Below are 22162 nucleotides of genomic sequence, written 5' to 3' on the forward strand. Positions count from 1 at the left end.
GACCGATAAGGTCGGCACACCATGACAGCGCAGGTTCCTTTCCCGGTGCGGGTCAGCGTCATGGGGCCGTTGCGGGCATGGGTCGATGGAACGCCGGCGGATCTGGGCGGCCCGAAACAACGGTCGGTACTGCTGCGGCTGGTGTTGGCCTACGGCGAGGTGGTCTCGGTCGACCGGCTGATCGAGGATCTCTGGGCGGGAGAGCCACCGCCGAAGGCCTTGGCCGCGTTGCAGGCCTATATCTCGCACCTGCGCCGGGTGCTCGAACCCGGCCGGGAACGCCGGGCGCCGGCGCAGGTGATCGTCAGTGCCGCGCCCGGCTACTGCCTGCGGTTGCCCGACGGCGCCGTCGATGTCTGGGCGCTGGAGGCGGGTTTCGCGGCCGCCGAACGATCGCCCGCGCCGCCCGAGGAGCAGGCCGAGCGTCTACAGGATCTGGTGCTGGCCTGGACCGGCGATCCCTATGCCGAGGTGTGTGATGCTCTGTGGGCCGCGCCCGAGGTCGCCCGCCTGGCCGAGGTGCGGTTGGCGATGCTCGAGGCGCACGCCGCCGCCCAAGCGGCACTGGACAATCACGCCGCCGTGGTGCGCGCGCTCGAACCCGTCGTGCGCGAGCATCCGGCCCGGGAGGCGGCGGCCTGCCTGCTGGCCTCGGCGCACTATCGCAGTGGTCGTCAGGTGGCCGCCCTGGATGTCTTGCGCCGCACGACCGGCTACCTCGTCGACGAACTGGGCCTGGAACCGGCCCGGGCGGTGCGGGACCTGGAACGCGACATTCTGCGTCAGGCTGTCCATCTCGACCCGATCGAGCTGGAACCGGTCGCGGTGGCACCCCAGCATGAGGTTCGGACCAGCACTGCGCTGCGCGGTCGCACCGTGGAGCTGGCCGAGCTCGCCGGCGCCGCGACCGCCGCGGCGGAAGGTCTGAAGGTGGTGTGGATCGGCGGGGAGGCCGGGGCGGGCAAGACGACGTTGGTCGATGCGGCGGCCAACCGGCTTCGCGAGTCCGGCTGGGTGGTGGCTGCCGGGCGCAGCCCCGAGGTCGACGGTGCCCCGCCGGGCTGGGCGTGGACCGAGGTGCTGCGGACTTTCGCGGCGTCGTTGACCACCGAGCAGGCCGACGCGCTGGCGCCGCTGCTGCACACCGGTGGGCCGGTCGAGATCGGCGCGTTCTGGACCGCGCACGCGCTGGCCGATGTGCTGGAGCAGGCGGCCGCACGGGCGCCGCTGTTGGTGGTGCTCGACGACCTGCACCGCACCGACGGTCTGACCCTGGAGCTGTTGCGGCTGACTGCCGACCGGCTGGCCACCCACCCGGTGCTGGTCGTCGGCACCTATCGACCATCCGAAGCCGGTGCCGAACTCGGCCAGGCCAGGGCAGCCCTTGCCAACCACACGGCGGCCCACCTGCTGCTCGACGGTCTCGACGATGCGGCGCTGATGCAGCTGGCGACCGACTGCGGTCTGGTGGCGGTGACGCCTGAGACGCTGCGACTGGTGCGCGAGCGCACCGGTGGTAACCCACTGTTCGCGCGGGAGCTCGTCCGGTTGATGGTCGCCGAGGGTGTCGATGCCGCGCACGGGGCAGTGCCGGCCGGCGTCGGTGATGTGGTGCGCCGCAGGCTGACCCGGTTGCCACCACAGACCGCCACCGCGTTGCGTCAGGCCGCGGTGCTGGGGCGCGAGGTCGATATCACCCTGCTCGGCGAACTTGCTCGCAGCGATGACGATGCGCTGCTCGACGCGCTGGAGCCCGCCGTCCTGGCCGGTCTGGTGGAAGAATCGGCGCCGGACCGGATCCGGTTTGCGCACAATCTTATTCGCGACACCCTGTACGACGATATGTCGGTGCTGCGGCGGTCCCGGTTGCACGCCGCGGCGCTGCAGATGTTGCGCGGGCGCAGAGCAGATGCCGCGTCACTGGCATATCATGCCGTCGCCGCGGCTACCGCCGAAACAGCCATGGAGGCAGCGGATTTCGCGATGGGCGCGGCGGCCGAGGCAGATGCCGTCGGGGCCCCGGCCGAGGCCGCCAGGCGATGGCGCAGCGCGGTGCAGATGTTCGAACTCGCCGGTGCCGACCAGGCGACCGCGATAGCGGCGCGCTGCGGGCTGATCGCCGCACTCGCCCAGGCCGGCGATGCGCTCGGTTCCCGCGAGGAACTGCACCGCACCATGGCGGACCTCGGTCATGATGACGGGATGGCCGTGCGGGCGCTGACCGCGTCGACCAGTCCGCTGGTCTGGCGGGTGCGGGTCGGGGACCAGCTCGACCCCGTCATCGTCGACCCGCTGCGCCGGGTGCTCGAACGCGAGCGGCTCACTCCGATTCGAATCCGCTTGCTGCTGACCCTGTTCACCGAACTCGAGGGTGTCGAGCACGACGCCGCGCTGGCCGCCAGCACCGAGGCGCTGGAGCTGGTGCGCGGGCTCGATGACCGGTGGCTGCTGCTGGCGGTGCTCAACGTCCGGGCGTTCGCCTGCCTGGGACCCGATCTCGCTGATGAGCGGGAAAGCGTTCTCGCCGAGATGCTTTCGGTGGCCGAGGAGCTCGACGCCGTGGACTACCAGGCGGTCGCGCACTGGTTCGCCTTCCTGGACGCCTCCGGGCGATCGGATCTGGCGCGCGCCGCCGCACACGTCGACCAGGCCGTCGCGCGGGCGGGAACCGGACAGCTCGGCTTCCTGCTCGGCGTCCTCGACGCCTTCGGCGCCCAGTTGGCGGTGCTGGCCGGGCACACCGACGAGGGAGAGCGCGGTTATGTCGCGGTCTCGGCGAAACTGGCCGAGTACGGCGTCGCCAATGGGGCCCATATCGGGATCGTCGGGCGCGTCAGCGCGAACCTGGTCCGCGGCAGCCTCGCGCCGATGGCCGACGAACTGGTGGCGGTGCATCGCCACGTGTCCAGGATGATCGCCGACGGCGCCGTGATCGCCCTGCACCAGGCGGGCCGACCGGAGGAGGCAGCCCAGATCTGGACCGAGCGGATACCCAACGAGCGCTCGTTCTATTTCGTGGCGATGGCGACGCTGCGCGCGCACGCCGCGGTCGCAGTCGGTGACCTCGATGTCGCGGTGCGCACCGCCGAGGAGCTGCGGCCCTACTCGGGCCGGTTCGCCGGGCTGGACAACGGCACGCTGCTGACCGGCCCGGTCGACGATGCGCTGGCCGTCGTCGCCGAGGCCACCGGTGACCACCAGCGCGCAGCGGACCACCGGCGGGCCGCTGCCGAACTGATCGATCGACTCCGCGCGGCGGCCCAGGCCCTGCTCGACTGAGGCCCAGCCCCCCGCCGAGAGTGACGTATTGGCACCGAATTGCCTGAGCGGAGCTGCCATTGCGTCACTCTCGGCATCGGCTCAGCCGAAGACGGTGCGCTCGAAGCGGTTATGCCGCCAGGTCAAGAAACGCAGCAACAGCATCAGCGGGGCGGGCAGCTCCGCGGCGATGGTGGCGCGTTCGGCATCGGTGGCGACCGCCAACACCCGCGGCCCCTCGAAGGACAACCGGCCGGTCTTGCGGGCCGCGGTCTCCACGGCCTGCCAATCCGCCACCGAGACATGCCTGCGGATCACCGGGAACAGCTCGCGCTCCTCATCGGCGATATGGGCGTGCAGCAACCGGTGCAGATCGGCCAGCCCGGCGGCCAACGGCCGGGCCAGCTCGGCGTCCCCGGAACGGGCGAACGCCGTTGCGGCCGCGCGCAGCCGATCCAGCCGAGGATCGAGGGTGGCGTGATCATCGGTGAGCTCGGTCAGGTCGACCAGACCGGCCGCCGAGGATTCGATGATCGGCCACAGCACATCGTCTTCCATGGTGTGGTGGTGATGGATCGACTCGCACATCAACGCGATGTAGCGGGTGATGGCACGGGCCCGGGTGGCGCTGTACGGGGTCCGGCGCTGGGCGATGGCGGTGGTCAGCTCGGCGAGCCGACCGATATCTGTGACCATGGCGCGGTGGGCGAGCAGGATGCCGCTGAGGTCGGGCTCGACGGTGCTGAGTTGGGCTTTTTGTTCGGAGCTGTTCATGGTGATCACCTTGTCGGTGTCCACTTGCGGAGAACTTGTGGCGGGCTTGCGAGGACGGCGAGACACACGCCCCGCGGGTAGGCAAGGATGGACCCATGGTGGCCAATCCGCGAGCCGGGCAGCCGGCACAGCCAGAAGATCTCGTCGACCTGCCGCATCTGGTCACCGCGTATTACACCGTGGCACCCGATCCCGATGATGTCGCCCAACAGGTGGTGTTCGGCACCTCTGGGCACCGCGGTTCGGCACTCGACGGGGCGTTCAACGAACCGCACATCCTGGCGACCACGCAGGCCATCGTCGAGTACCGCGCCGCGCAGGGCACCACCGGGCCACTGTTCATCGGCCGCGACACCCATGCACTCAGCGAGCCGGCCTGGGTATCGGCACTGGAGGTGCTGGCCGGCAACGAGGTGGTCGCCATGATCGACGCCGCCGATCGCTACACCCCGACCCCGGCGGTCAGCCACGCCATCCTGACGTTCAACCGCGGCAGAGATGCCGATCTGGCCGACGGGATCGTCGTCACGCCGTCGCACAACCCGCCCCGCGACGGCGGTTTCAAGTACAACCCGCCCAGCGGCGGGCCCGCCGACAGCGATGCCACCTCGGTGATCGCCAAGCGCGCCAACGAGATCCTGCGCGGCGGTCTCAAGGATGTGCGGCGTGTCCCGCTGGCGCGCGCCTTGCAGACCGCGCAGCGGCACGACTACCTGAACGCCTACGTCGCGGATCTGCCCAATGTGGTGAACCTGCACGCGATCCGCGCCGAGGGTGTGCGCATCGGGGCCGATCCGCTGGGCGGGGCCAGCGTCGACTATTGGGCGGCGATCGCCGAGACCCACCGGCTGGACCTGACGGTGGTCAACCCGTTGGTCGACGCGACGTGGCGGTTCATGACGCTGGACACCGACGGCAAGATCCGGATGGACTGCAGTTCACCGAACGCCATGGCCTCGCTAATCGCCAACCGGGACAGCTATCAGATCGCCACCGGTAACGACGCCGACTCCGACCGGCACGGCATAGTCACCCCCGACGGTGGTCTGCTCAACCCGAACCACTACCTGGCCGTGGCCATCGACTACCTCTACACCCACCGGACCGGTTGGTCTCCGGACACTGCCGTCGGCAAGACCGCGGTGAGTAGTTCGATCATCGACCGGGTGGTCGGCGGGCTGGGCCGCATCCTGGTCGAGGTGCCGGTCGGATTCAAATGGTTCGTCGACGGATTGGTCACCGGCACAATCGGTTTCGGCGGTGAGGAGAGCGCCGGTGCATCCTTCCTGCGCACCGACGGGACGACGTGGACCACCGACAAGGACGGCATCATCCTGGCGCTGCTGGCATCGGAGATCCTGGCGGTCACCGGGTCGACACCGTCGCAGCGCTACGCCGAACTCGCCGAGCGTTACGGTGCGCCGACCTACGCCCGCATCGACGCCCCCGCCGACCGGGAGCAGAAGGCGCGGCTGGCCAAGCTGTCGGCCGATCAGGTCACCGCGACCGAACTCGCCGGCGAGCCCATCACCGCCAAACTCACCGCGGCGCCGGGCAACGGGGCGGCCCTCGGCGGGTTGAAGGTGACCACCGAGAACGCGTGGTTCGCCGCGCGGCCGTCGGGCACCGAGGACGTCTACAAGATCTACGCCGAGTCGTTCAAAGGCCCCGAGCACCTGGCGGAGGTGCAGGAGGCCGCCAAGTCGGTGGTCAATACAGTCATCGGGTGAGCTCTCGAACGGAGCACGACTGTCAGACCGGACCCAAGCCGCGGCTTCCGCGCGAGGTCTGGGTACTGGCCGCCGCGAACTTCGTGGTCGCCCTCGGCTACGGGGTGGTCGCCCCGGTTCTGCCGCAGTACGCCCGGCACTTCGGTGTCAGCATCGCCGCGGCCACCTTCGTCATCACCGCGTTCGCGATCATGCGGTTGGCCGGCGCGCCGCCCGCGGGATTCCTGGTGCAGCGGCTGGGGGAGCGACGCGTCTACATCGGCGGGTTGATCATCGTCGCGCTGTCCACCGGCGCCTGCGCGCTGGCCGACACCTACTGGCAGTTGCTGCTGTTCCGGTCCCTCGGCGGGGTCGGCTCGGCGATGTTCACGGTGTCCTCGCTGGGGCTGATGATCAGGATCTCGCCCCCCGACGCCCGCGGACGGGTATCCGGGCTCTTCTCATCGGGGTTCATGATCGGGTCGGTCGGCGGCCCGATCCTCGGTGCGCTGACCGCCGGCCTGGGGCTATCGGCGCCGTTCCTGATCTACGGTGCCGCACTGCTGGTGGCCGCGGCGGTCGTGTTCGTCAGCCTGCGTAACTCGGCGGTGATCGCCTCCTCCGATGGCGACGACGACCCGCCGGTGCCGTTTCGCACGGTGTTCGCCCACCGGGCCTACAAGGCGGCGCTGCTGTCCAATTTCGCGACCGGTTGGGCCTCCTTCGGGCTGCGGGTGGCCCTGGTCCCGCTGTTCGTCGTGGAGGTGTTGGGCGGCAGCCCGGGAGTGGCCGGGCTGGCGCTCACCGCGTTCGCGGTGGGCAACATCTCCGTCGTCATCCCCAGCGGGTATCTCTCGGACCGGCTGGGGCGGCGCACGCTGCTGATCGTCGGGCTGACCCTGGCGGCGTTGTCCACCGGGGCGGTCGGGTTCACCACCTCGCTGCCGGTGTTCCTGGTGGCCGCCTATATCGCGGGTGCGGCAACGGGCATCTTCGTCTCGCCGCAGCAGGCGGCCGTCGCCGATGTGGTGGGCAGCCGGGCGCGGGGCGGGACCGCGGTGGCGACGTTCCAGATGATGGCCGATGTCGGGTCGATCGGCGGCTCGCTGCTGGTCGGGTTGATCGCCCAGTACCTGTCGTTTTCGTGGGCTTTCGTCATCAGCGGGGTGATCATGCTGCTGGCCGCGCTGGCCTGGGTTTTCGCTCCCGAGACCCACCGGCGGCCGCCCGCCGGGCACACCCCGGCCCGTCCTTTGGGCCCGGAGGCCGGCGGAGAGGTGCCCTGACCAGCCGTTTTGAACCTCTGCGGGGCTGTGGTGTACGTTTCTACAGCACAACAAACGGGGCTATGGCGCAGTTGGTAGCGCACCACACTGGCAGTGTGGGGGTCAGGGGTTCGAATCCCCTTAGCTCCACGTTCGAGAAGGTCCCAGGCATCGCGCCTGGGGCCTTTTCTCATAAGACGCCGAGTGTGAATCCTTTGCGGCGAACGGGGCCGATCACCGACGACGATTCACATTCGACGTCCGAGCCTCAGCCCGCCGGATCCCAACCGTGCATCGCCTCGTGCATCTGTTCCTCGTTGAGCGGTTCCACGCCGAGGGGTTTGATATCGGGCCGGTTGCGCATGCCCTCCAGCAGTAGGGCGACATAGCGCCGCCACAGATCGGGCTCGACATCGCCCGCCCACTCGCTCACGGTGCCGGCGAGCAGCCCGATGATCGGCGTGTCGGGGTGCTGGATATCGGGTCGCAGGTAGCCGTCGCGGCGGGCGCGTTCCACGAGCTGGTAGACCCGCGGCACCAGTTCCTCGCGTGCGCAATCGACGCGGTCACCGCCGTAGGCCCGGCTGTAGATCATCTGCCGCAGGCCGCGGTCGGTGGCCGCGAGCTCACACTGCCGCTCGACGAACCAGACGAACCCCTCCCACGAATTCTCGTATCGCAGCGCCTTTTCGGCCAATTCGACGACCTCGGCGATACCGTCCTCGAAGATCGCCTCGACGAGTTCCTCTTTGGTCGCGAAGCGGCGGTACACCGTCCCGACACCGACGCCGGCGTGGTGGGCGACATCGTTGAGGGTGGCCTCCATGCCCTTGATCGCGAACAGCTCGCGCGCGGCCGTCAGCACACGCTGCCTGTTGCGCTCGGCGTCCTTGCGCAGGCCGCGGCATGGTTTGTCAATCACGTGGCCCACTTTAGTGATGAGGCTTACCGTTGGCTAGAAACGGATTGACTCTATCCGCTTTAGAAGCTTAGATTCTCTCAGGATCGCTCGCCGCCCATCGTTGCGCGGTGCCACCCGATGGAAAGGCTTGTATCAGTCGTGGGGATTTCAGGATCGGTGAACGCGTTGCGCAGCAGCGGTTCCGGCACGCCTCGAGTCGGCCGGTGAACGTCGTCAAGCGGGTCTGGCTGCCCGTCCTGATCGTCGGCGCGATCGTCATCGGTGGTCTGACCGTCTCGCAACTGCGCTCGGTGTTCGGTTCTGACGGCGCCATCGTCACCCCGATCGACGCCGATACCGCCGAGAACTTCAACCCGAAGGTCGTGAAATACGAGATCTTCGGCACCGGTTCCTACGCCAAGATCAACTACGCCGATCTGGACGGGAAGCCCCAGCGCACAGGCGAAGTCAGCCTGCCATGGACCCTGACCCTGGAAACGACGCTGCCCTCGGTGATGCCCAACATCATGGCCCAGGGCGACGGTTCCTCCATCAGCTGCCGCGTCACCGTCGACGACGAGGTCAAAGACGAAAGGACGGCTGAAGGTATGAACGCCGCCACCTACTGCCTGGTGAAGGCCGCATGAGCACCGCCCTGGACGATGCACCGACCGGCCCCATCCCGCCGACCCGCCATGCCGCCGCCAGCCGGCCGAAGTTGCCGCGCTTCATCCGCGCCTTCGCCGTGCCGATCGTGCTCATCTGGATCGCCATCGTCGCGATCCTGAACACCGTCGTCCCGCAGCTCGAAGAGGTCGGCAAGCTCCGCGCGGTCTCGATGAGCCCGAACGACGCGCCCGCGCTGATCGCCACCAAGCATGTTGGCGAGAAGTTCCAGGAGTACGACACCTCCAGCTCGGTGATGATCGTGCTCGAAGGCGACCAGCCCCTCGGCGCCGATGCACACGCCTTCTACGACGAAATCGTCCGAAAGCTCAACGCCGACACCAAACACGTCCAGCACGTGCAGGACTTCTGGGGTGACAGCCTGACCGCGGCCGGTGCGCAGAGCATCGACGGCAAGGCCGCCTACGTGCAGGTCTACATCGCCGGTGACCAGGGCGAGGCGCTGGCCAACGAGTCGGTGCAGACGGTGCGTGACCTCGTCGACAGCACCGAGGCGCCACCCGGTGTAGCCGCCTATGTCACCGGTCCCGCCGCGCTGACCACCGATCAGAACATCGTCGGTGACGCCAGCATGAAAACCATCGAGAGCGTGACGATCGGCATCATCATCGTGATGCTGTTGATCATCTACCGGTCGGTCGTCACGACGGTGGTGATCATGTCGATGGTGTTCGTCGGCTTGCTGTCCGCGCGCGGAATCGTCTCATTCCTCGGCTTTTACGAGGTGTTCGGCCTGACGACGTTCGCCACCAGCATGGTGGTGACATTGGCCATCGCCGCGGCCACCGACTACGCGATCTTCCTGATCGGTCGATATCAGGAGGCGCGCCGGTCGGGACTGGACCGTGAAGACGCCTACTACGACATGTTCCACGGCACGGCGCATGTCGTGCTGGCCTCGGGTATGACGATCGCCGGCGCCACCTTGTGCCTGCACTTCACCCGGCTGCCCTACTTCCAGAGCATGGGCTTCCCGCTGGCCGTCGGTATGACGATCGTGGTGGCCGCCGCGCTGACGATGGGGCCCGCGCTGATCTCGATCGTGACGCGGTTCGGCAAGGTGCTGGAGCCCAAGGGCACTGCGCGGGCCCGGGGTTGGCGCAAGCTCGGCACCGCCACGGTGCGCTGGCCCGGCGCGATCCTGGTCGGTGCGATGGTGCTGTGCCTGATCGGTCTGCTGACCCTGCCCGGCTACCACACCACCTACAACGACCGGATCTATCTGCCCGACACCGTGCCCGCCAACGTCGGCTACGCCGCCGCGGACCGGCACTTCTCGGACGCCAAGATGAACCCCGATCTGGTGATGGTGGAGGCCGACCACGATCTGCGTAACCCGGCGGACTTTCTGGTGATCGACAAGATCGCCAAGGCGTTGATCAAGGTGCACGGTATCGCCTCGGTCACCACCATCACCCGGCCCGACGGCAAGCCGATCAAGCATTCGACGCTGGCCTACACCGTGTCCCAGAGCGGCAACGGCCAGCTCATGAACAACGACTTCCAGCAGACGGTGCTGGACAATACGTTGCAGCAGGCCAACGACCTGCAGGTGAGCATCGACTCGATGGAAACCATGTACAGCGTCACGCTGCAACTCGCCGAGGTGACCCGGCGGATGGCGGACAAGATGTCCGACACCTCGGACAATCTCAACGAGGTGCGTGATCACCTGGCGGACTTCGACGATCAGTTCCGGCCGCTGCGCAACTACTTCTACTGGGAACCGCACTGCTTCAACATCCCGCTGTGCTGGTCGATGCGGTCGGTGTTCGACAGCCTGGACGGCATCAGCACCATGAGTGACGATTTCACCGAAATCGTCCCCGATCTGCAGGAGATGGCTCGGCTCACGCCACAGATGGCTGCGGTACTGCCGGCACAGATCCAGACGCTGAAGAACCAGAAGCAGATCATGCTGAACCAGTACCAGGCGCAGCGCATGCAGCAGGACCAGAACATGGCCAACCTGGAGGACAACACCGCGATGGGGGAGGCCTTCGACGCCGCCCGCAACGATGACACGTTCTACCTGCCGCCCGAGGCCTTCCAGACCGCGGACTTCCAGCGCGGTATGAAGCTGATGATGTCCCCGGACGGAAAGGCCGTGCGCTTCACGGTCTTCCATCAGGGTGATCCGCTCACCGAGGACGGAACCGAGCGCATCGACCCGATGCGGGTCGCCGTCGCCGATGCCATCAAGGGCACCCCGCTGGAGGGATCGACGATCTATGTCGGCGGCAGTGCCGCGATGTACAAGGACATGCAGCAGGGTGCCGACTACGACCTGCTGATCGCAGCGGTGGCCTCGCTGATCCTGATCTTCCTGATCATGGTGATCCTGACCCGAGCCGTCGCGGCGGCCGCGGTCATCGTGGGCACCGTCGTGCTCAGTCTCGGTTCGGCGTTCGGCCTCTCGGTTCTGGTGTGGCAACACATCGTCGGTATCCCGTTGGGCTGGATGGTGCTACCGATGTCGGTGATCGTGCTGCTGGCCGTCGGTGCGGACTACAACCTGCTGTTGGTCTCGCGCATGAAGGAAGAGGTGCACGCCGGTATCCACACCGGGATCATCCGATCCATGGCCGGGACGGGCTCGGTGGTCACCGCGGCGGGCTTCGTGTTCGCCTTCACCATGATCGGCATGCTGGTGTCCGACATGATCGTGATCGGCCAGGTAGGCAGCACGATCGGGTTGGGCCTGCTCTTCGACACCCTGATCGTGCGGTCGTTGATGACACCGTCGATCGCTGCGCTGATGGGTCGGTGGTTCTGGTGGCCGCTGCAGGTGCGGCCACGCCCGAAGCCGCAGCCGTGGCCGAAACCGTTGCAGCGCAGTCCGGAAGAGGTGCTCTCATGAGACGATTCGTGATCGCGGCGGCCGCAGCGCTGACGATGGTGTTGCCGATCGGCACCGCCACCGCGGTCGCCGACCGCGACACCGACTTCGCCAACGAACTGCACGGGTTCGGGATCTACGGTCAGCGGGACTTCAACGCCTGGATGGCCAAGATCACCTGTAAGCGACTCGACACCGGAGTCGACGCCACCGCAGCGGATTCCGCGCACTTCCTGGCGCAGAACCTGGCGCGGACGAACAGCACCGCACAGGTGTATCAATTCCTGGGAACCGCGCTGCGGATGTACTGCCCGGTGCACCTGGACAAGTTGACCGCGAATCAGGAGCAGTCATGAACGCACACACCCACAGCCGGCCCGTCCGCTCCACTTTCATGGTGGCCGTCGCCGCGTTGTCTGCCGCGCTGCTCGGCTCGCCGTCGGCCCAGGCCGACGCCACCGACGAGTACCCGATTCCGAGCAAGCAGATCGAAACCCAGTGCGATGCAGAGCAATATCTGGCCGCGGCGCGGGATACCAGCCCGATCTACTTCGAGCGGTACATGCTCGACAAGAGCAACCGACCGCTCGATGTGCAGCAGATGGCCGTCGACCGCATCCACTGGTTCTACTCACTGGACGCCGCGGGCCGCCGCCAGTACTCCGAGGACACCGCCACCAACATCTACTACGAGCAGGTGGCCACCCGCTGGGGTAACTGGGCCAAGGTGTTCTTCAACAACAAGGGCGTGGTGGCCAAGGCCACCGCGGTCTGCATGAACTACCCGCGCGGTGACATGTCCGTGTGGGCCTGGCCCGTCGCCCGCTGACCCGAACGGTTTCGGCGCGCTCGCGCTCGCACAGCGATCGTCAGCGCGCCGAAGTCACTGGGTAGGGGAGTGTGCGAGCCCGCGGAAGTAGGCCACGCACATATCGGCGGCGATCCCGGCCAACTCGGCGGGCGCCAACACCGGGTTGCGCAGCCAGTCCTCGATGAGTTGGTTGACCCCGCCCACGATGAACAGTGCCCCGCGCCGTAACTCGGTCGGTCCGGGTACCTCACCGTCGAGCACGTCGGGCGCACGCCGGGTCACCTCATCGGTGATGAGATCCAGGATCTTGCCGCGGTGTTCGGTGAGACCGGGCACGGTGCTGACGTCGCCCGTGGAGATCCGGTGCACATGTGGGTCGGCGGCGATGATCTCCAGGAACGCCGTGAGCGCCGAGCGCAGTTTGTCGGCCAGCGTGCCCGGATCGCCCACGCCCGCACTGATCATCGCGGCCAACAGCTGATCACGGACGTCATCGGCCACCGCAAAGATCAGCGCCTCGCGATTGTCGAACTGCTCGTAGAAGTATCGAGTGATCAGCCCGGCCTGGGCGCACACCCCGCGAACGGTGACTTCTGCCACACCCGACTCGCCCCAGAGTCGTCGACCCGCGGTGAGCAGACGTTGGCGGCGGTCGGCGCGGCGGTCGGCTGCGCTGATCCCGCCATAATCCCGCTCCACCTTCGCGCGGTTCATTGACAGCACCCTACCCGCGTCCTAAATTCGGACGACGCATGTAATCCAAAGTGGGCCGGAGGGGAACAAGATGAGCGTGCCGACGCGTCACCCGCAACGTCCGGGTCCGGTGCCCGGCGCCATCCGGCTGCTCGCCGGTCTGCTCGGACTGGGCGAACCCGACCACGACCAGTGGCGCAGGCTCGGTGAGCGGCTGACCATCGGTGACGAGGCCGCCGACCGGCTGGTGGAGTGGATGCTGCAGGCGGGCATGGCGCAGGCGCGACCGCTGTTCGAGCGCGCGGCGGCCGAGGGAATCGCCGAGGTCGCGGACGCGCCGGCGCCCCTGCGCGAGTTCTTCGAGCTCGTCGAGGCGGTGCCCGATTGGGTCGACTGGGATCTGATCCGGCGCGGTGAACGGGCGATGCGCCGCAGCGGTGCCGACGGGATGTACATCGCGCGTGACGTCTCGCTGCTCGGCGGATACCAGTTCTCCGGGTTCAACAAGACCCTGGTGCGCACCGGTGCACTGGAGAAGGGGTCGAACAAGCGATTCGCCGAGACGATGCAGTGGGCGATGGACGTCATCTCCGAGAACGGTATGGATCCCGGCGGTGTCGGCTACCGATCGACCCTGCGCGTTCGGCTGATCCATGCGATGGTGCGACGCCACGTGGCGGCACTGCCGGACTGGCGCGGCGCGGACTGGGGTCTGCCGATCAATCAGACCGATATGGCGGCCACGTTGGTCGGCGCCCTGATCGCGCCCTCTGCGGGCGGGATCGGTATGGGTCTGCTGCTCTCACCGGCGGACTATGCCGGAATCGCGCACCTGACCCGCTATGTCGGTTGGCTCATCGGGGTCGAAGACGAGTGGCTACCGCGCGATTACCGCGACGGCATCCGGGTGTTGTTCCACACGTTGACGGCGCTGGCCCAGCCCGACGAGTCCACTCAGGCCCTGGCCGTGCCGATGGCCCAGGATCCGATGGGGTGGCACTTCGAGAATCTCATCGGCATCCGCCGCAGGCTGGCCCGCGCGCAGCATCTGTCGGTGACGAGCGCCTTCCTCGGGCCGCGGGCGATGCGTGCGCTGGGGCTGCCGCGCTATGTGCTGCCCTGGTACCCGGCGTTGCGTCTCCCGGTCAATGTGCTGCGCAGTCTGCGGGTGCTGGCGCAACCCCAACTCGCCGACGCAGACGCCGCGCGGGGTGATCGAGAGCAGAAGGCACTGCTCCGCACGATGATCGGTGGCGCCAAGGCCCGGATCGGTGAATCCGCTGCGCACGTGGTGCAGGTCGCCTGAAGTCGGGCGTTACTGACGCGCGCGAATATTTCTCTGCCGCTGCGGCCCCCCGGGTGGTACCTACGGGTACCGGTTGCGGGGCGGTGATGCGGCTGCCGGCAACATGGGTGGGATGTAGCGTTGTGACCGATATAAGGGTAGGTTAACCTACGCTTGAACGCAGATCCGTAGGTCTGCGGGGAGTCGAACTCAATAAGTGATGGAGGGACTTGTGTTCCGAACCATGTTGGGGGGCAAGGTGCATCGCGCCACTGTCACCCAAGCTGACCTGCACTACGTCGGTTCGATCACCATCGATCAGGATCTCATGCGCGCGGCCGATATCCTCGACGGCGAACAGGTCGATGTCGTCGATATCACCAACGGAGCGCGCCTGACCACCTATGCAATCACCGGTGCGGCAGGGTCTGGCGTGATCGGAATCAACGGTGCTGCAGCGCATCTGGTGCACCCGGGTGATCTGGTGATCATCCTCACATACCGAACCGTCGAGGAAAGCAAGCTCGGCGAACACATTCCGCGGATCGTCCATGTCGACGGTGACAACCGCATCGTCGCACTGGGTGCCGATCCGTCGGAGCCGGTGCCAGGGGCCGTCGACCAGCTCACGGGAGCCTGATGTCCGGCACCGCCGTGAACGGTAACCGCGACAGCGGTGGCCGGCGGGTCCTCGATGTCGTCGGCGTGGGCTTCGGTCCATCCAACCTCGGCCTGGCCATCGCGATCGAGGAGTTCAACGAGCGACGGTCGGCGGCCGGGCGGATCACCGCCGAATTCGTCGAAGCGAAGCCGCGATTCGGTTGGCACACGGGAATGCTCATCCCGGGCACGACCATGCAGATCTCTTTCCTCAAGGATCTCGCCAGTCAGCGAAACGTTCAGAGCCGGTATACGTTCCTGAGCTACGTGACCGATCGCGGACGTCTCAACGACTTCATCAACCACCAGACCTTCTTCCCGACGCGCCTGGAGTTCCACGATTACCTGGAATGGGCCGCCGAGCGGGTGGCGGCGACGGTGCATTACGGCACCAGGGCCGTCGCTGTACGCGATGAAGGGCACTGTCTGGCAATCGATGTCGAAGACGTGGAGACGTCGCGGCGAGAGACCCTGTTGGCCAGAACGGTCGTGTTGGCGGGTGGCCTCAAGCCGCAACTGCCACGCGGTGTCACCCAAACTGCGCGCCAGTTCCACAACAACGACCTGCTCACCAGGATCAAGGACGTCCCGTCGACCACTCACCGTCGATTCATCGTGGTGGGTGCGGGCCAGAGCGCCGCGGAAGTCACCGATTACCTGCACTCCACGTATCCTGACGCGGAGGTGCACGGAGTCTTCGCGAAGTACGGATACAGTCCTGCCGATGACAGTCCCTACGCCAACCGGATCTTCGATCCCGCCGCCGTCGACGACTTCTATTCAGCGGAAACATCTGTGCGCCAACGCCTCATCGACTACCACCGGTCGACCAACTACTCCTGCGTGGATCTTCCGCTGATCGAGGACCTGTACACCAAGGAGTATGCCGAGCGCGTCGCCGGTCGGCGACGACTGTTCTTCCGCGGCGCGTCGGAGGTGCGACAGACCGTCGAAAGCGACACCGGTGTGCAGGTGACGATCGAGCATCTGCCGACCCGCTCGGTTGATGTGTTGGACTGCGACGCCGTGGTCTACGCAACCGGTTTCATCCCGATGCCGCTCCCCGACATGCTCGGTGAGCTCTATGACCTAGGACGATTCGGTCCGGATCGACCCGAGCTGACCCGCGATTACCGACTCGTGGTCAGCAGGCAGATCTCCGGGGCCATCTATCTGCAAGGCGGTACCGAACATACGCACGGGCTCAGCTCATCGCTGCTGTCCAACATCGCGGTACGCAGCGGTGAGATCGTGGACTCCGTCGCCCAGCAGGTGGGATTGGCCGAGCGGACCCCCGAACTGGCGGTCGGCCACTGAGCTTGCCCAGCGCCGTGATATGGGTTGCGTTGGCGCTGTGTGTCCTTGCTAGTGTCAGGCTGTTCGACCGGGCACGCGGCAGGCGCTCCGGAAACCATGCCACCGCCGAGGAGTTTCATTGTCGGGCAATCCGTTGGGCGACCTGAGCTCCGGTGACACCGCCGAAGGCGGTGCCGGACGGACCCGGACCGGGGCCGCCATCCTGCGGCGCACCATCACCCGTAATGCGCGACTGCTGACCACCGGGTCATTTCTGATCTGTGGCCACCAGCTTTGCGAGGCAATGGTTCCGGTTCTCATCGGCGTACTCGTCGACCGGGCCGTCAAACCCGGCGATGCCACCCAGCTGCTTATCTGGATCGGCGTGCTCGCGGCCCTTTTCGCCGCACTGACCTCGTGTTACCGCTTCGGTGCGCGGCACCTGATGCGCGCGATCGCCACCGAGGGGCACCGGCTGCGCATCGACCTGGCAGCCAGGATTCTGGATCCGCGCCGTCTACGGACCTCGCAGCGCTCCGGTGAACTCTTGTCGATCGCCAGTACCGACGCCGACAACGTCTCGTACCTGCTGGACTACATCCCGCGCATCGCCGGTGCGGTGACCGCGATCGTGGTGTGCGCCACGATGCTGCTGACCATCGACGTGCCGCTCGGTCTCGCGGTGTTGATCGGTACGCCGGTGATCCTGTTCGCCTTGCACTTCGGCGGACCGGTGATCACCCGCCGGGTCGCCGAACAGCAGGAGACCGCCGGTGAGGCCACCGCGATGTCGGCCGATCTGGTTGCCGGACTGCGGCCGTTGCGCGGTATAGGCGCCGAGCGGGCCGCTGCCGCGCGCTACCGGATCGTCAGCCGGGATGCCTTGAGTGCCGGCATCAGAGCCGCGCGCGCCCAGGGCGTGTATCTCGGTTTCTCCAGCGTGCTGAGCTCATTGCTGGCGGTCGGGGTCGCGGTCCTGGCCGGCTGGCTGGCGCTGCGGGGCGATATCACCGTCGGAGAACTCATCACCGTGATCGGGCTCGCCCAATTCCTGCTCGAGCCGTTCGGCACCATGGCCGAGGCCCCGAGCTGGGTCGCGGAGGCACGCGCCTCGGCCGAACGCGTCGGCTGGATCGAGGACTCCGCGTTCGCCCTGACCCCCGGTGCGGCGGTGCTCGATGGTGCTCCGCCACACGGCATTGCGATCGACCGGGTCGGGTACGGCGGGCTCCGGGATGTGAGCGTGACGGTGACTCCCGGGCAGTTCGTGGGGGTGGTCACGACCAGATCGAGTGACGCCGAGGCTCTGGTCGGCGTGCTGTCCGGCCGTGTTGCCCGGCAGGAGTACACCGGCGAAATCAGGCTGTCCGGTACACCGTTGGAGGATCTCGCCCTCGACGAGGCGCGTCGTGCCCTGCTGGTCGAACCGCATCGTGCCGACCTGTTCACCGGTTCGGTCCGTAGCAACCTCGGCGGTGAGGGTGATCCCGACGCCCTGGCCGAGGCGCTGCATGCGTCGAATGCGGTCGATGTCGTCGATGCCCATCCCGAGGGTCTCGACCACATCGTGACCGAGCGCGGCTCCAGTCTGTCGGGCGGGCAGCGTCAGCGGTTGACACTGGCCCGCGCCCTGTTACGGGCAGCGCCCGTGCTCGTCCTGCACGAACCCACGACGGCGGTCGACGCCGTCACCGAAGCTGCCGTGGCGCAAGGCATCGCGCGGCTGCGCCATGGCGCGCACGCGTCGAACTTCACCACTGTGATCGTCACTTGCAGTCCGGCGCTGTTGGCGGTGTCCGATCGCGTCCTGCTCGTCGACGCGGGCCGGGTGACGCTCGAGGGCACCCATGAGGATCTGATGCGGCATCCGGAGTATCGCGCGGCGGTGCTGCGATGAGCGCGGATATCCTGCCGGTCGCCAGCGGCCGCGAGACGTGGCGGTGGTTGCGCCGCGAACTCCGCGGCCGCCCAGGGGTACTCGTCGGCACGGTGCTGGTCGGCACGCTCGCCGCCGGGGCCGCCATCCTGCCGGTCTACGTGCTCGGTGCGCTCGTCGACCGGATCATCGACGGCTCATCGTCCTCGGTGATCGTGGTCATGGCGGCCGTGCTGATCGCCGCGGCGCTCGTCGGTGGTGCGGCCACCGGTGCATCGAATTATCTGATCGCCCGGCTCGGTTCGGTGATGCTGGCCGATCTGCGCGAGGCGGGTATGGACCGGGCCCTCGCCCTGCCGACGACAACAGTGGAGCGCGTCGGACGAGGAGATCTGCTGTCCCGGGTCAGCACCGATGTGGCGACCATTGCCAAGGGCGTCAACGAGGTCATCCCGACGATGTTCTCGGCGCTGATGCTCACCGCGTTGACCCTGGCCTCGATGCTCGGTGTGGATTGGCGACTGGCCATCGCCGGAGCCTTCTCGATTCCGTTCTACCTGTGGGCATTACGCTGGTATCTGCCGCGGTCGGCACCCCGGTATGCCGAGGAGCGCCGTGTCATCGCCGAGCGGTCGCAGGTGCTGATGGAAAGCATGCTCGGCGCGCCCACCGTGCACGCCTACCACGCGCACACCTCTCACCAGCGCGATATCGAGGAGGCCTCGGCGCGGGTGCGGGACATCTCGATCGGTGTGTTCACCTTCTTCACCCGGTTCGTCGGGCGAGTCAACGGATCCGAATTCATCGGGCTGTCCGTCATTTTGGTGACCGGTTTCTGGTTGGTCGCCGACGGTGCCGTCACCGTCGGTCAGACAACGGCCGCAGCGTTGCTGTTCCATCGGCTCTTCAATCCGATCAGCATGCTGCTGTTCACCGCCGACGAGGCGCAATCCGCGGGAGCCAGCCTGGCCAGGCTGGTCGGTCTGGTGAGCATCCCGCCACCGCCGGTGGCCGACGGTACCGGTGCGAATCCACGCGATACCTCCCTGGAGCTGAACGATCTCGAATTCAGCTATGACGGAGAACATCCCGTCCTGCGTGAAGTAAGCCTCCGGCTGGAGCCCGGGCAACGGGTGGCCCTCGTCGGGTCGACCGGCGCCGGCAAATCGACCGTGGCCGGTATCGCGGCCGGCATACTGCACCCGCAGCGCGGCGGGGTGCGCATCGGCGGGGTGCCGCTGGCAGAGATGACCGCCGAGCAGCGGTGTCGAAGCGTGGCCATCATCAGCCAGGACGTCCACGTGTTCGCCGGTCCGCTCACCGACGATCTGCGGCTCGCCAAACCGGAAGCATCCGACGACGAGATCGCAGCGGCGCTGCACACCGTCGGTGCCGGGGAGTGGGTCGCCTCGCTCACCGATGGTATCCACACCATCGTCGGTGAGGGCGGGCACGAACTCACCGCCGCCCAAGCCCAGCAGGTTGCGCTCGCGCGATTGCTGTTGCTCGATCCGGCCGTGGCGATCCTCGACGAGGCGACCGCGGAGGCGGGCAGCCTCGGCGCACGTGACCTGGAACGGGCCGCGGCAGCCGTCACGGCCGATCGCACCACGCTGGTTGTGGCACACCGGTTGACCCAGGCGGCCACCGCCGACCGCATCGTGGTGATGGCGCACGGCAGCATCACCGAGGAGGGCACGCACGACGAACTCGTGGCGGCGCAGGGCAGTTACGCCCAGTTGTGGCGGGCCTGGACGGCTCACCACACGGCACCCGAGTGAACTTGAGCCGAGCACGCCCGCGATGCCCGGACTGACCGCCGTGCTCGGCGTCCTCGTAGGCTGACGATACGAGGAGGCGCGCCGAGGTGGCGGGCACGTACCGGGAGGATGCGATGCGGATCGATTTCGCGCTGCGCTCGTGCGGTCTGCACGGGCATGCGACATTCGCTCCCGACGAGCCCGAGCTGCGCGACCGGCTGCGGGTCGATACCCCGGTCGGCCAGGCGTGGCGCTGCCTGCGGTGCGAGACGTTCGTGGTGGGTCCACCGCGCGGCCGTGGTCCGGCCGACACCGCGCCCGAGGTTCCGCGCGGCCGGTTGCTGCGCGACCGCACTCTGATGCGGGTACTGGCCGTTGAACGGGTTGTCCGGGCGCTGATCGTCCTGCTGGGTGCGGTCGCGGTGTTCAAGCTGCGCGGTGCGCGAGCTGAGTACCAGCAGAAGTTCGAGGCCGAGTTGCCGTTGATCAAACCGCTCAGCGATCAGATCGGTTGGAACATCGACGACTCGAAGATCGTGCAGCACATCGGGGAAGCCTTCACGCTCTCGGAGACCACCCTGCTGTGGGTCGGCATCGGCCTGATCGGTTACGCCCTCATCGAATTGATCGAGGCCGTCGGCCTGTGGTCGATGAAACGGTGGGGTGAGTATTTCGCCGTCATCGCCACCAGTGCCTTCCTGCCGTTGGAGATCTACGAGTTGACCGAGAAGGTCACCGCACTGCGGGTGCTTGCGGTGCTGATCAACATCGTGGCGGTGGTGTGGTTGTTGTGGAGCAAACGGCTTTTCGGACTCAACGGTGGCGGCGCGGCCTACCTCGCCGAGCACCACACCGAGAGCCTGCTCAGCGTCGAGCGCGCCGGACTGAATCACCGCTGATCACAGAGCGTCCCGGGCCTGGTGGCGCACGACCTCCTTGGCCACCTTGCCATTACTGGTCAGCGGCAAGCTGTCGACGAAGAGCACATGCCTCGGACGTTTGAATGCAGCGAGCCGGGCCCGCACATGGGTGATCAGTTCCGCGGCGCTCACCGGTGTCGCTGCCACGACGACGGCGCAGATCGCCTCGCCCCAGTAGGGATCCGGCACGCCGACGACCGCCGCCTGAGCGACGCTCGGATGCAGTGACAGCACGTCCTCGACCTCGCGGGAAGAGACGTTCTCACCGCCGGTGATGATGACGTCCTTGAGCCGATCGGTGACCACCAGCCTGCCGTGCTCGTCGACGTTGCCGATATCGCCGGTGTGCAACCAGCCGTCGACGGTCACCGGGCGGTCCGGCCAGTACCGTGCGGCGACCTGTGCTCCACGGACGAGGATCTCACCGTTCGCGGCGATCCGTATCTCGACTTCGGCGTGTGGTCTGCCGGCGCTGCGCAGGATTGTCGGGTCGGCGCTGCGGTGGTCGTCCGGGCCCAGAAACGTGACGTTGCCGCCGGTTTCGGTCATACCGTAACCCTGGTGGAAGCCCACTCCCAGCGTGTCGACGGCGCGACGCAACAGGTCGGCCGGAATGGCCGCCGAGCCGTAGCCAATATCGCGCAATGTCGGCAGGGTCTGGCCGGTGTCTTCCAGGTAGGCCAGCAGGCTGTGCAACATGGTCGGCGCCAACGAACATGATGTGACGCCGTGCGCGTGCACCGTCGCAACGAATGTGTCCGGCCGAAAAGACGGTACCGGCAGGACCGTCGAGGCCCGCGAATGGTGGACCAACATGTTGTAACCGGCGATATGACACATCGGGAACGGCAGTAGGTAGACCCCGCCGGACTGCACCGCCCGGCCCGCCACCGTGCCGCGCACCGCCGTGGTGATCGATCGGTGAGTATGGAGCACGCCCTTGGGGGTACCGGTTGAACCGCTGGTGAACAGCAGCCAGGCCGGATCGTCGGGGGAGGGGGTGTCCCGTGGATCATCGGCGGGAAAGCGTTGCCAGTCAGCGTCATCGAAGGCGACCGCGGGGTGGGGGAGCGCATCGAGGTAGCGGCGGTCGCCGAGCACGAGGGTCGGCTCGGCCGCGTCGAGCGCGGTGAGCTGCTCTGCGGCGCTGAGACGTTGGTTGACCAATGTGAGGATGCGGCCGCTGCGCGGGACGGCATAGTAGAGCCGGGCATAGTCGGGACCGTTGTCGGCGATCACGGCGACACGCTCTCCGGGTGCGCTGTGCTCCGCCACCCAGGCTGCGAGCCGACGGATCTGAGAGTCGAACTGCGCGAAGCTGATCGACTCAGCGTCGGTACCGATGACAGCGGCGCGGTCGGGGGCCACCGCTGCTGCCGTCGACACCAGGTCGTGGATCAGATCGATGCTCATCGACGGTGACGTTAC

17 protein-coding genes and 1 tRNA gene are annotated in these 22162 nt (G+C 67.3%); 14 read left to right on the forward strand and 4 right to left on the reverse strand.

What is annotated here, in order from left to right:
• The first annotated feature begins 21 nt into the window (after positions 1-21).
• Entirely contained in the window at positions 22-3279 is a 3258-nt protein-coding gene (locus PGN27_RS22670) for an ATP-binding protein (protein WP_335328128.1), read from the forward strand.
• 81 nt (positions 3280-3360) lie between these two features.
• Here the strand turns inward: PGN27_RS22670 and PGN27_RS22675 are convergent, their stop codons facing one another.
• The gene (locus PGN27_RS22675) at positions 3361-4032 is read right to left on the reverse strand and encodes a hemerythrin domain-containing protein (protein WP_335328129.1); all 672 of its coding nucleotides are present in this window, start codon (positions 4030-4032) and stop codon (positions 3361-3363) included.
• Between the two features lie 95 nt (positions 4033-4127).
• Here PGN27_RS22675 and pgm point away from each other — a divergent pair, with 95 nt between their 5' ends.
• The 3 genes from pgm to PGN27_RS22690 all read left to right on the forward strand — a co-directional run bounded on the left by pgm (position 4128) and on the right by PGN27_RS22690 (position 7156).
• Entirely contained in the window at positions 4128-5762 is a 1635-nt protein-coding gene (gene pgm / locus PGN27_RS22680) for a phosphoglucomutase (alpha-D-glucose-1,6-bisphosphate-dependent) (RefSeq protein WP_335328130.1), read from the forward strand.
• On the forward strand, positions 5759-7027 hold the full coding sequence (locus tag PGN27_RS22685; protein WP_335328131.1) for an MFS transporter: 1269 nt from the start codon (positions 5759-5761) through the stop codon (positions 7025-7027). Before pgm ends, PGN27_RS22685 begins: the two co-directional genes overlap by 4 nt.
• Positions 7028-7083: 56 nt before the next feature.
• Positions 7084-7156, forward strand: a tRNA-Ala gene (locus PGN27_RS22690).
• Positions 7157-7274: 118 nt separating this feature from the next.
• Here PGN27_RS22690 and PGN27_RS22695 read toward each other — a convergent pair.
• Entirely contained in the window at positions 7275-7928 is a 654-nt protein-coding gene (locus tag PGN27_RS22695) for a TetR/AcrR family transcriptional regulator (protein ID WP_335328132.1), read from the reverse strand.
• A 203-nt stretch (positions 7929-8131) separates the two neighbouring features.
• On the opposite strand from PGN27_RS22695, the gene PGN27_RS22700 reads away from it, so the two are divergent.
• Genes PGN27_RS22700 through PGN27_RS22715 form a run of 4 tightly spaced genes read left to right on the forward strand, consistent with a single transcriptional unit; the run spans position 8132 to position 12262 of the window.
• A complete protein-coding gene (locus PGN27_RS22700; protein ID WP_030135870.1) occupies positions 8132-8554 on the forward strand; it encodes an MmpS family transport accessory protein in 423 nt (140 codons plus the stop codon).
• The gene (locus tag PGN27_RS22705; protein WP_335328133.1) at positions 8551-11454 is read left to right on the forward strand and encodes an MMPL/RND family transporter; all 2904 of its coding nucleotides are present in this window, start codon (positions 8551-8553) and stop codon (positions 11452-11454) included. Before PGN27_RS22700 ends, PGN27_RS22705 begins: the two co-directional genes overlap by 4 nt.
• On the forward strand, positions 11451-11789 hold the full coding sequence (locus tag PGN27_RS22710; RefSeq protein ID WP_335328134.1) for a DUF732 domain-containing protein: 339 nt from the start codon (positions 11451-11453) through the stop codon (positions 11787-11789). Before PGN27_RS22705 ends, PGN27_RS22710 begins: the two co-directional genes overlap by 4 nt.
• Positions 11790-11827: 38 nt before the next feature.
• A complete protein-coding gene (locus PGN27_RS22715) occupies positions 11828-12262 on the forward strand; it encodes a DUF5078 domain-containing protein (protein ID WP_418888664.1) in 435 nt (144 codons plus the stop codon).
• 54 nt (positions 12263-12316) lie between these two features.
• Here PGN27_RS22715 and PGN27_RS22720 read toward each other — a convergent pair whose 3' ends face one another.
• Positions 12317-12958 (reverse strand): TetR/AcrR family transcriptional regulator, encoded by a 642-nt coding sequence (locus PGN27_RS22720; protein WP_335328136.1) that lies wholly within the window; start codon positions 12956-12958, stop codon positions 12317-12319.
• 70 nt (positions 12959-13028) lie between these two features.
• On the opposite strand from PGN27_RS22720, the gene PGN27_RS22725 reads away from it, so the two are divergent.
• The 6 genes from PGN27_RS22725 (at position 13029) to PGN27_RS22750 (ending at position 20713) form a co-directional block, all read left to right on the forward strand.
• Positions 13029-14243: an oxygenase MpaB family protein gene (locus PGN27_RS22725; protein WP_335328137.1), complete on the forward strand. Its 1215-nt coding sequence runs from the start codon at positions 13029-13031 to the stop codon at positions 14241-14243.
• A 211-nt stretch (positions 14244-14454) separates the two neighbouring features.
• Positions 14455-14862 carry an aspartate 1-decarboxylase gene (panD, locus tag PGN27_RS22730; RefSeq protein ID WP_335328138.1) on the forward strand — a complete coding sequence of 136 codons (408 nt, stop codon included), beginning with the start codon at positions 14455-14457 and terminating at the stop codon, positions 14860-14862.
• Positions 14862-16199 carry a lysine N(6)-hydroxylase/L-ornithine N(5)-oxygenase family protein gene (locus tag PGN27_RS22735; protein ID WP_335328139.1) on the forward strand — a complete coding sequence of 446 codons (1338 nt, stop codon included), beginning with the start codon at positions 14862-14864 and terminating at the stop codon, positions 16197-16199. The genes panD and PGN27_RS22735 overlap by 1 nt, the downstream gene beginning before the upstream one ends.
• Positions 16200-16317: 118 nt before the next feature.
• Positions 16318-18075: an ABC transporter ATP-binding protein gene (locus PGN27_RS22740; protein ID WP_418888635.1), complete on the forward strand. Its 1758-nt coding sequence runs from the start codon at positions 16318-16320 to the stop codon at positions 18073-18075.
• Positions 18072-19835, forward strand: coding sequence for an ABC transporter ATP-binding protein (locus PGN27_RS22745; protein WP_335328140.1), 1764 nt, complete (start codon positions 18072-18074; stop codon positions 19833-19835). Before PGN27_RS22740 ends, PGN27_RS22745 begins: the two co-directional genes overlap by 4 nt.
• Positions 19836-19948: 113 nt before the next feature.
• Complete coding sequence (locus tag PGN27_RS22750) at positions 19949-20713, forward strand: DUF2127 domain-containing protein (protein ID WP_335328141.1); 765 nt, start codon at positions 19949-19951, stop codon at positions 20711-20713.
• Here the strand turns inward: PGN27_RS22750 and PGN27_RS22755 are convergent, their stop codons facing one another.
• A complete protein-coding gene (locus tag PGN27_RS22755; protein WP_335328142.1) occupies positions 20714-22147 on the reverse strand; it encodes an AMP-binding protein in 1434 nt (477 codons plus the stop codon). It abuts the gene before it with no gap.
• Positions 22148-22162: the final 15 nt, after the last annotated feature.

It is taken from the genome of Mycolicibacterium neoaurum, from assembly GCF_036946495.1.
Lineage (GTDB): Bacteria > Actinomycetota > Actinomycetes > Mycobacteriales > Mycobacteriaceae > Mycobacterium > Mycobacterium neoaurum_B.

What these genes read in the sequence shown, in the direction of transcription:
- PGN27_RS22750 (WP_335328141.1), top strand. Translation starts at nt 19,949, where the DNA reads ATGCGGATCGATTTCGCGCTGCGCTCGTGCGGTCTGCACGGGCATGCG.
- pgm (WP_335328130.1), top strand. Translation starts at nt 4,128, where the DNA reads ATGGTGGCCAATCCGCGAGCCGGGCAGCCGGCACAGCCAGAAGATCTC.
- PGN27_RS22725 (WP_335328137.1), top strand. Translation starts at nt 13,029, where the DNA reads ATGAGCGTGCCGACGCGTCACCCGCAACGTCCGGGTCCGGTGCCCGGC.
- PGN27_RS22675 (WP_335328129.1), bottom strand. Translation starts at nt 4,032, where the DNA reads ATGAACAGCTCCGAACAAAAAGCCCAACTCAGCACCGTCGAGCCCGAC.
- PGN27_RS22735 (WP_335328139.1), top strand. Translation starts at nt 14,862, where the DNA reads ATGTCCGGCACCGCCGTGAACGGTAACCGCGACAGCGGTGGCCGGCGG.
- PGN27_RS22705 (WP_335328133.1), top strand. Translation starts at nt 8,551, where the DNA reads ATGAGCACCGCCCTGGACGATGCACCGACCGGCCCCATCCCGCCGACC.
- PGN27_RS22715 (WP_418888664.1), top strand. Translation starts at nt 11,828, where the DNA reads ATGGTGGCCGTCGCCGCGTTGTCTGCCGCGCTGCTCGGCTCGCCGTCG.
- PGN27_RS22710 (WP_335328134.1), top strand. Translation starts at nt 11,451, where the DNA reads ATGAGACGATTCGTGATCGCGGCGGCCGCAGCGCTGACGATGGTGTTG.
- PGN27_RS22670 (WP_335328128.1), top strand. Translation starts at nt 22, where the DNA reads ATGACAGCGCAGGTTCCTTTCCCGGTGCGGGTCAGCGTCATGGGGCCG.
- PGN27_RS22745 (WP_335328140.1), top strand. Translation starts at nt 18,072, where the DNA reads ATGAGCGCGGATATCCTGCCGGTCGCCAGCGGCCGCGAGACGTGGCGG.
- PGN27_RS22720 (WP_335328136.1), bottom strand. Translation starts at nt 12,958, where the DNA reads ATGAACCGCGCGAAGGTGGAGCGGGATTATGGCGGGATCAGCGCAGCC.
- PGN27_RS22755 (WP_335328142.1), bottom strand. Translation starts at nt 22,147, where the DNA reads ATGAGCATCGATCTGATCCACGACCTGGTGTCGACGGCAGCAGCGGTG.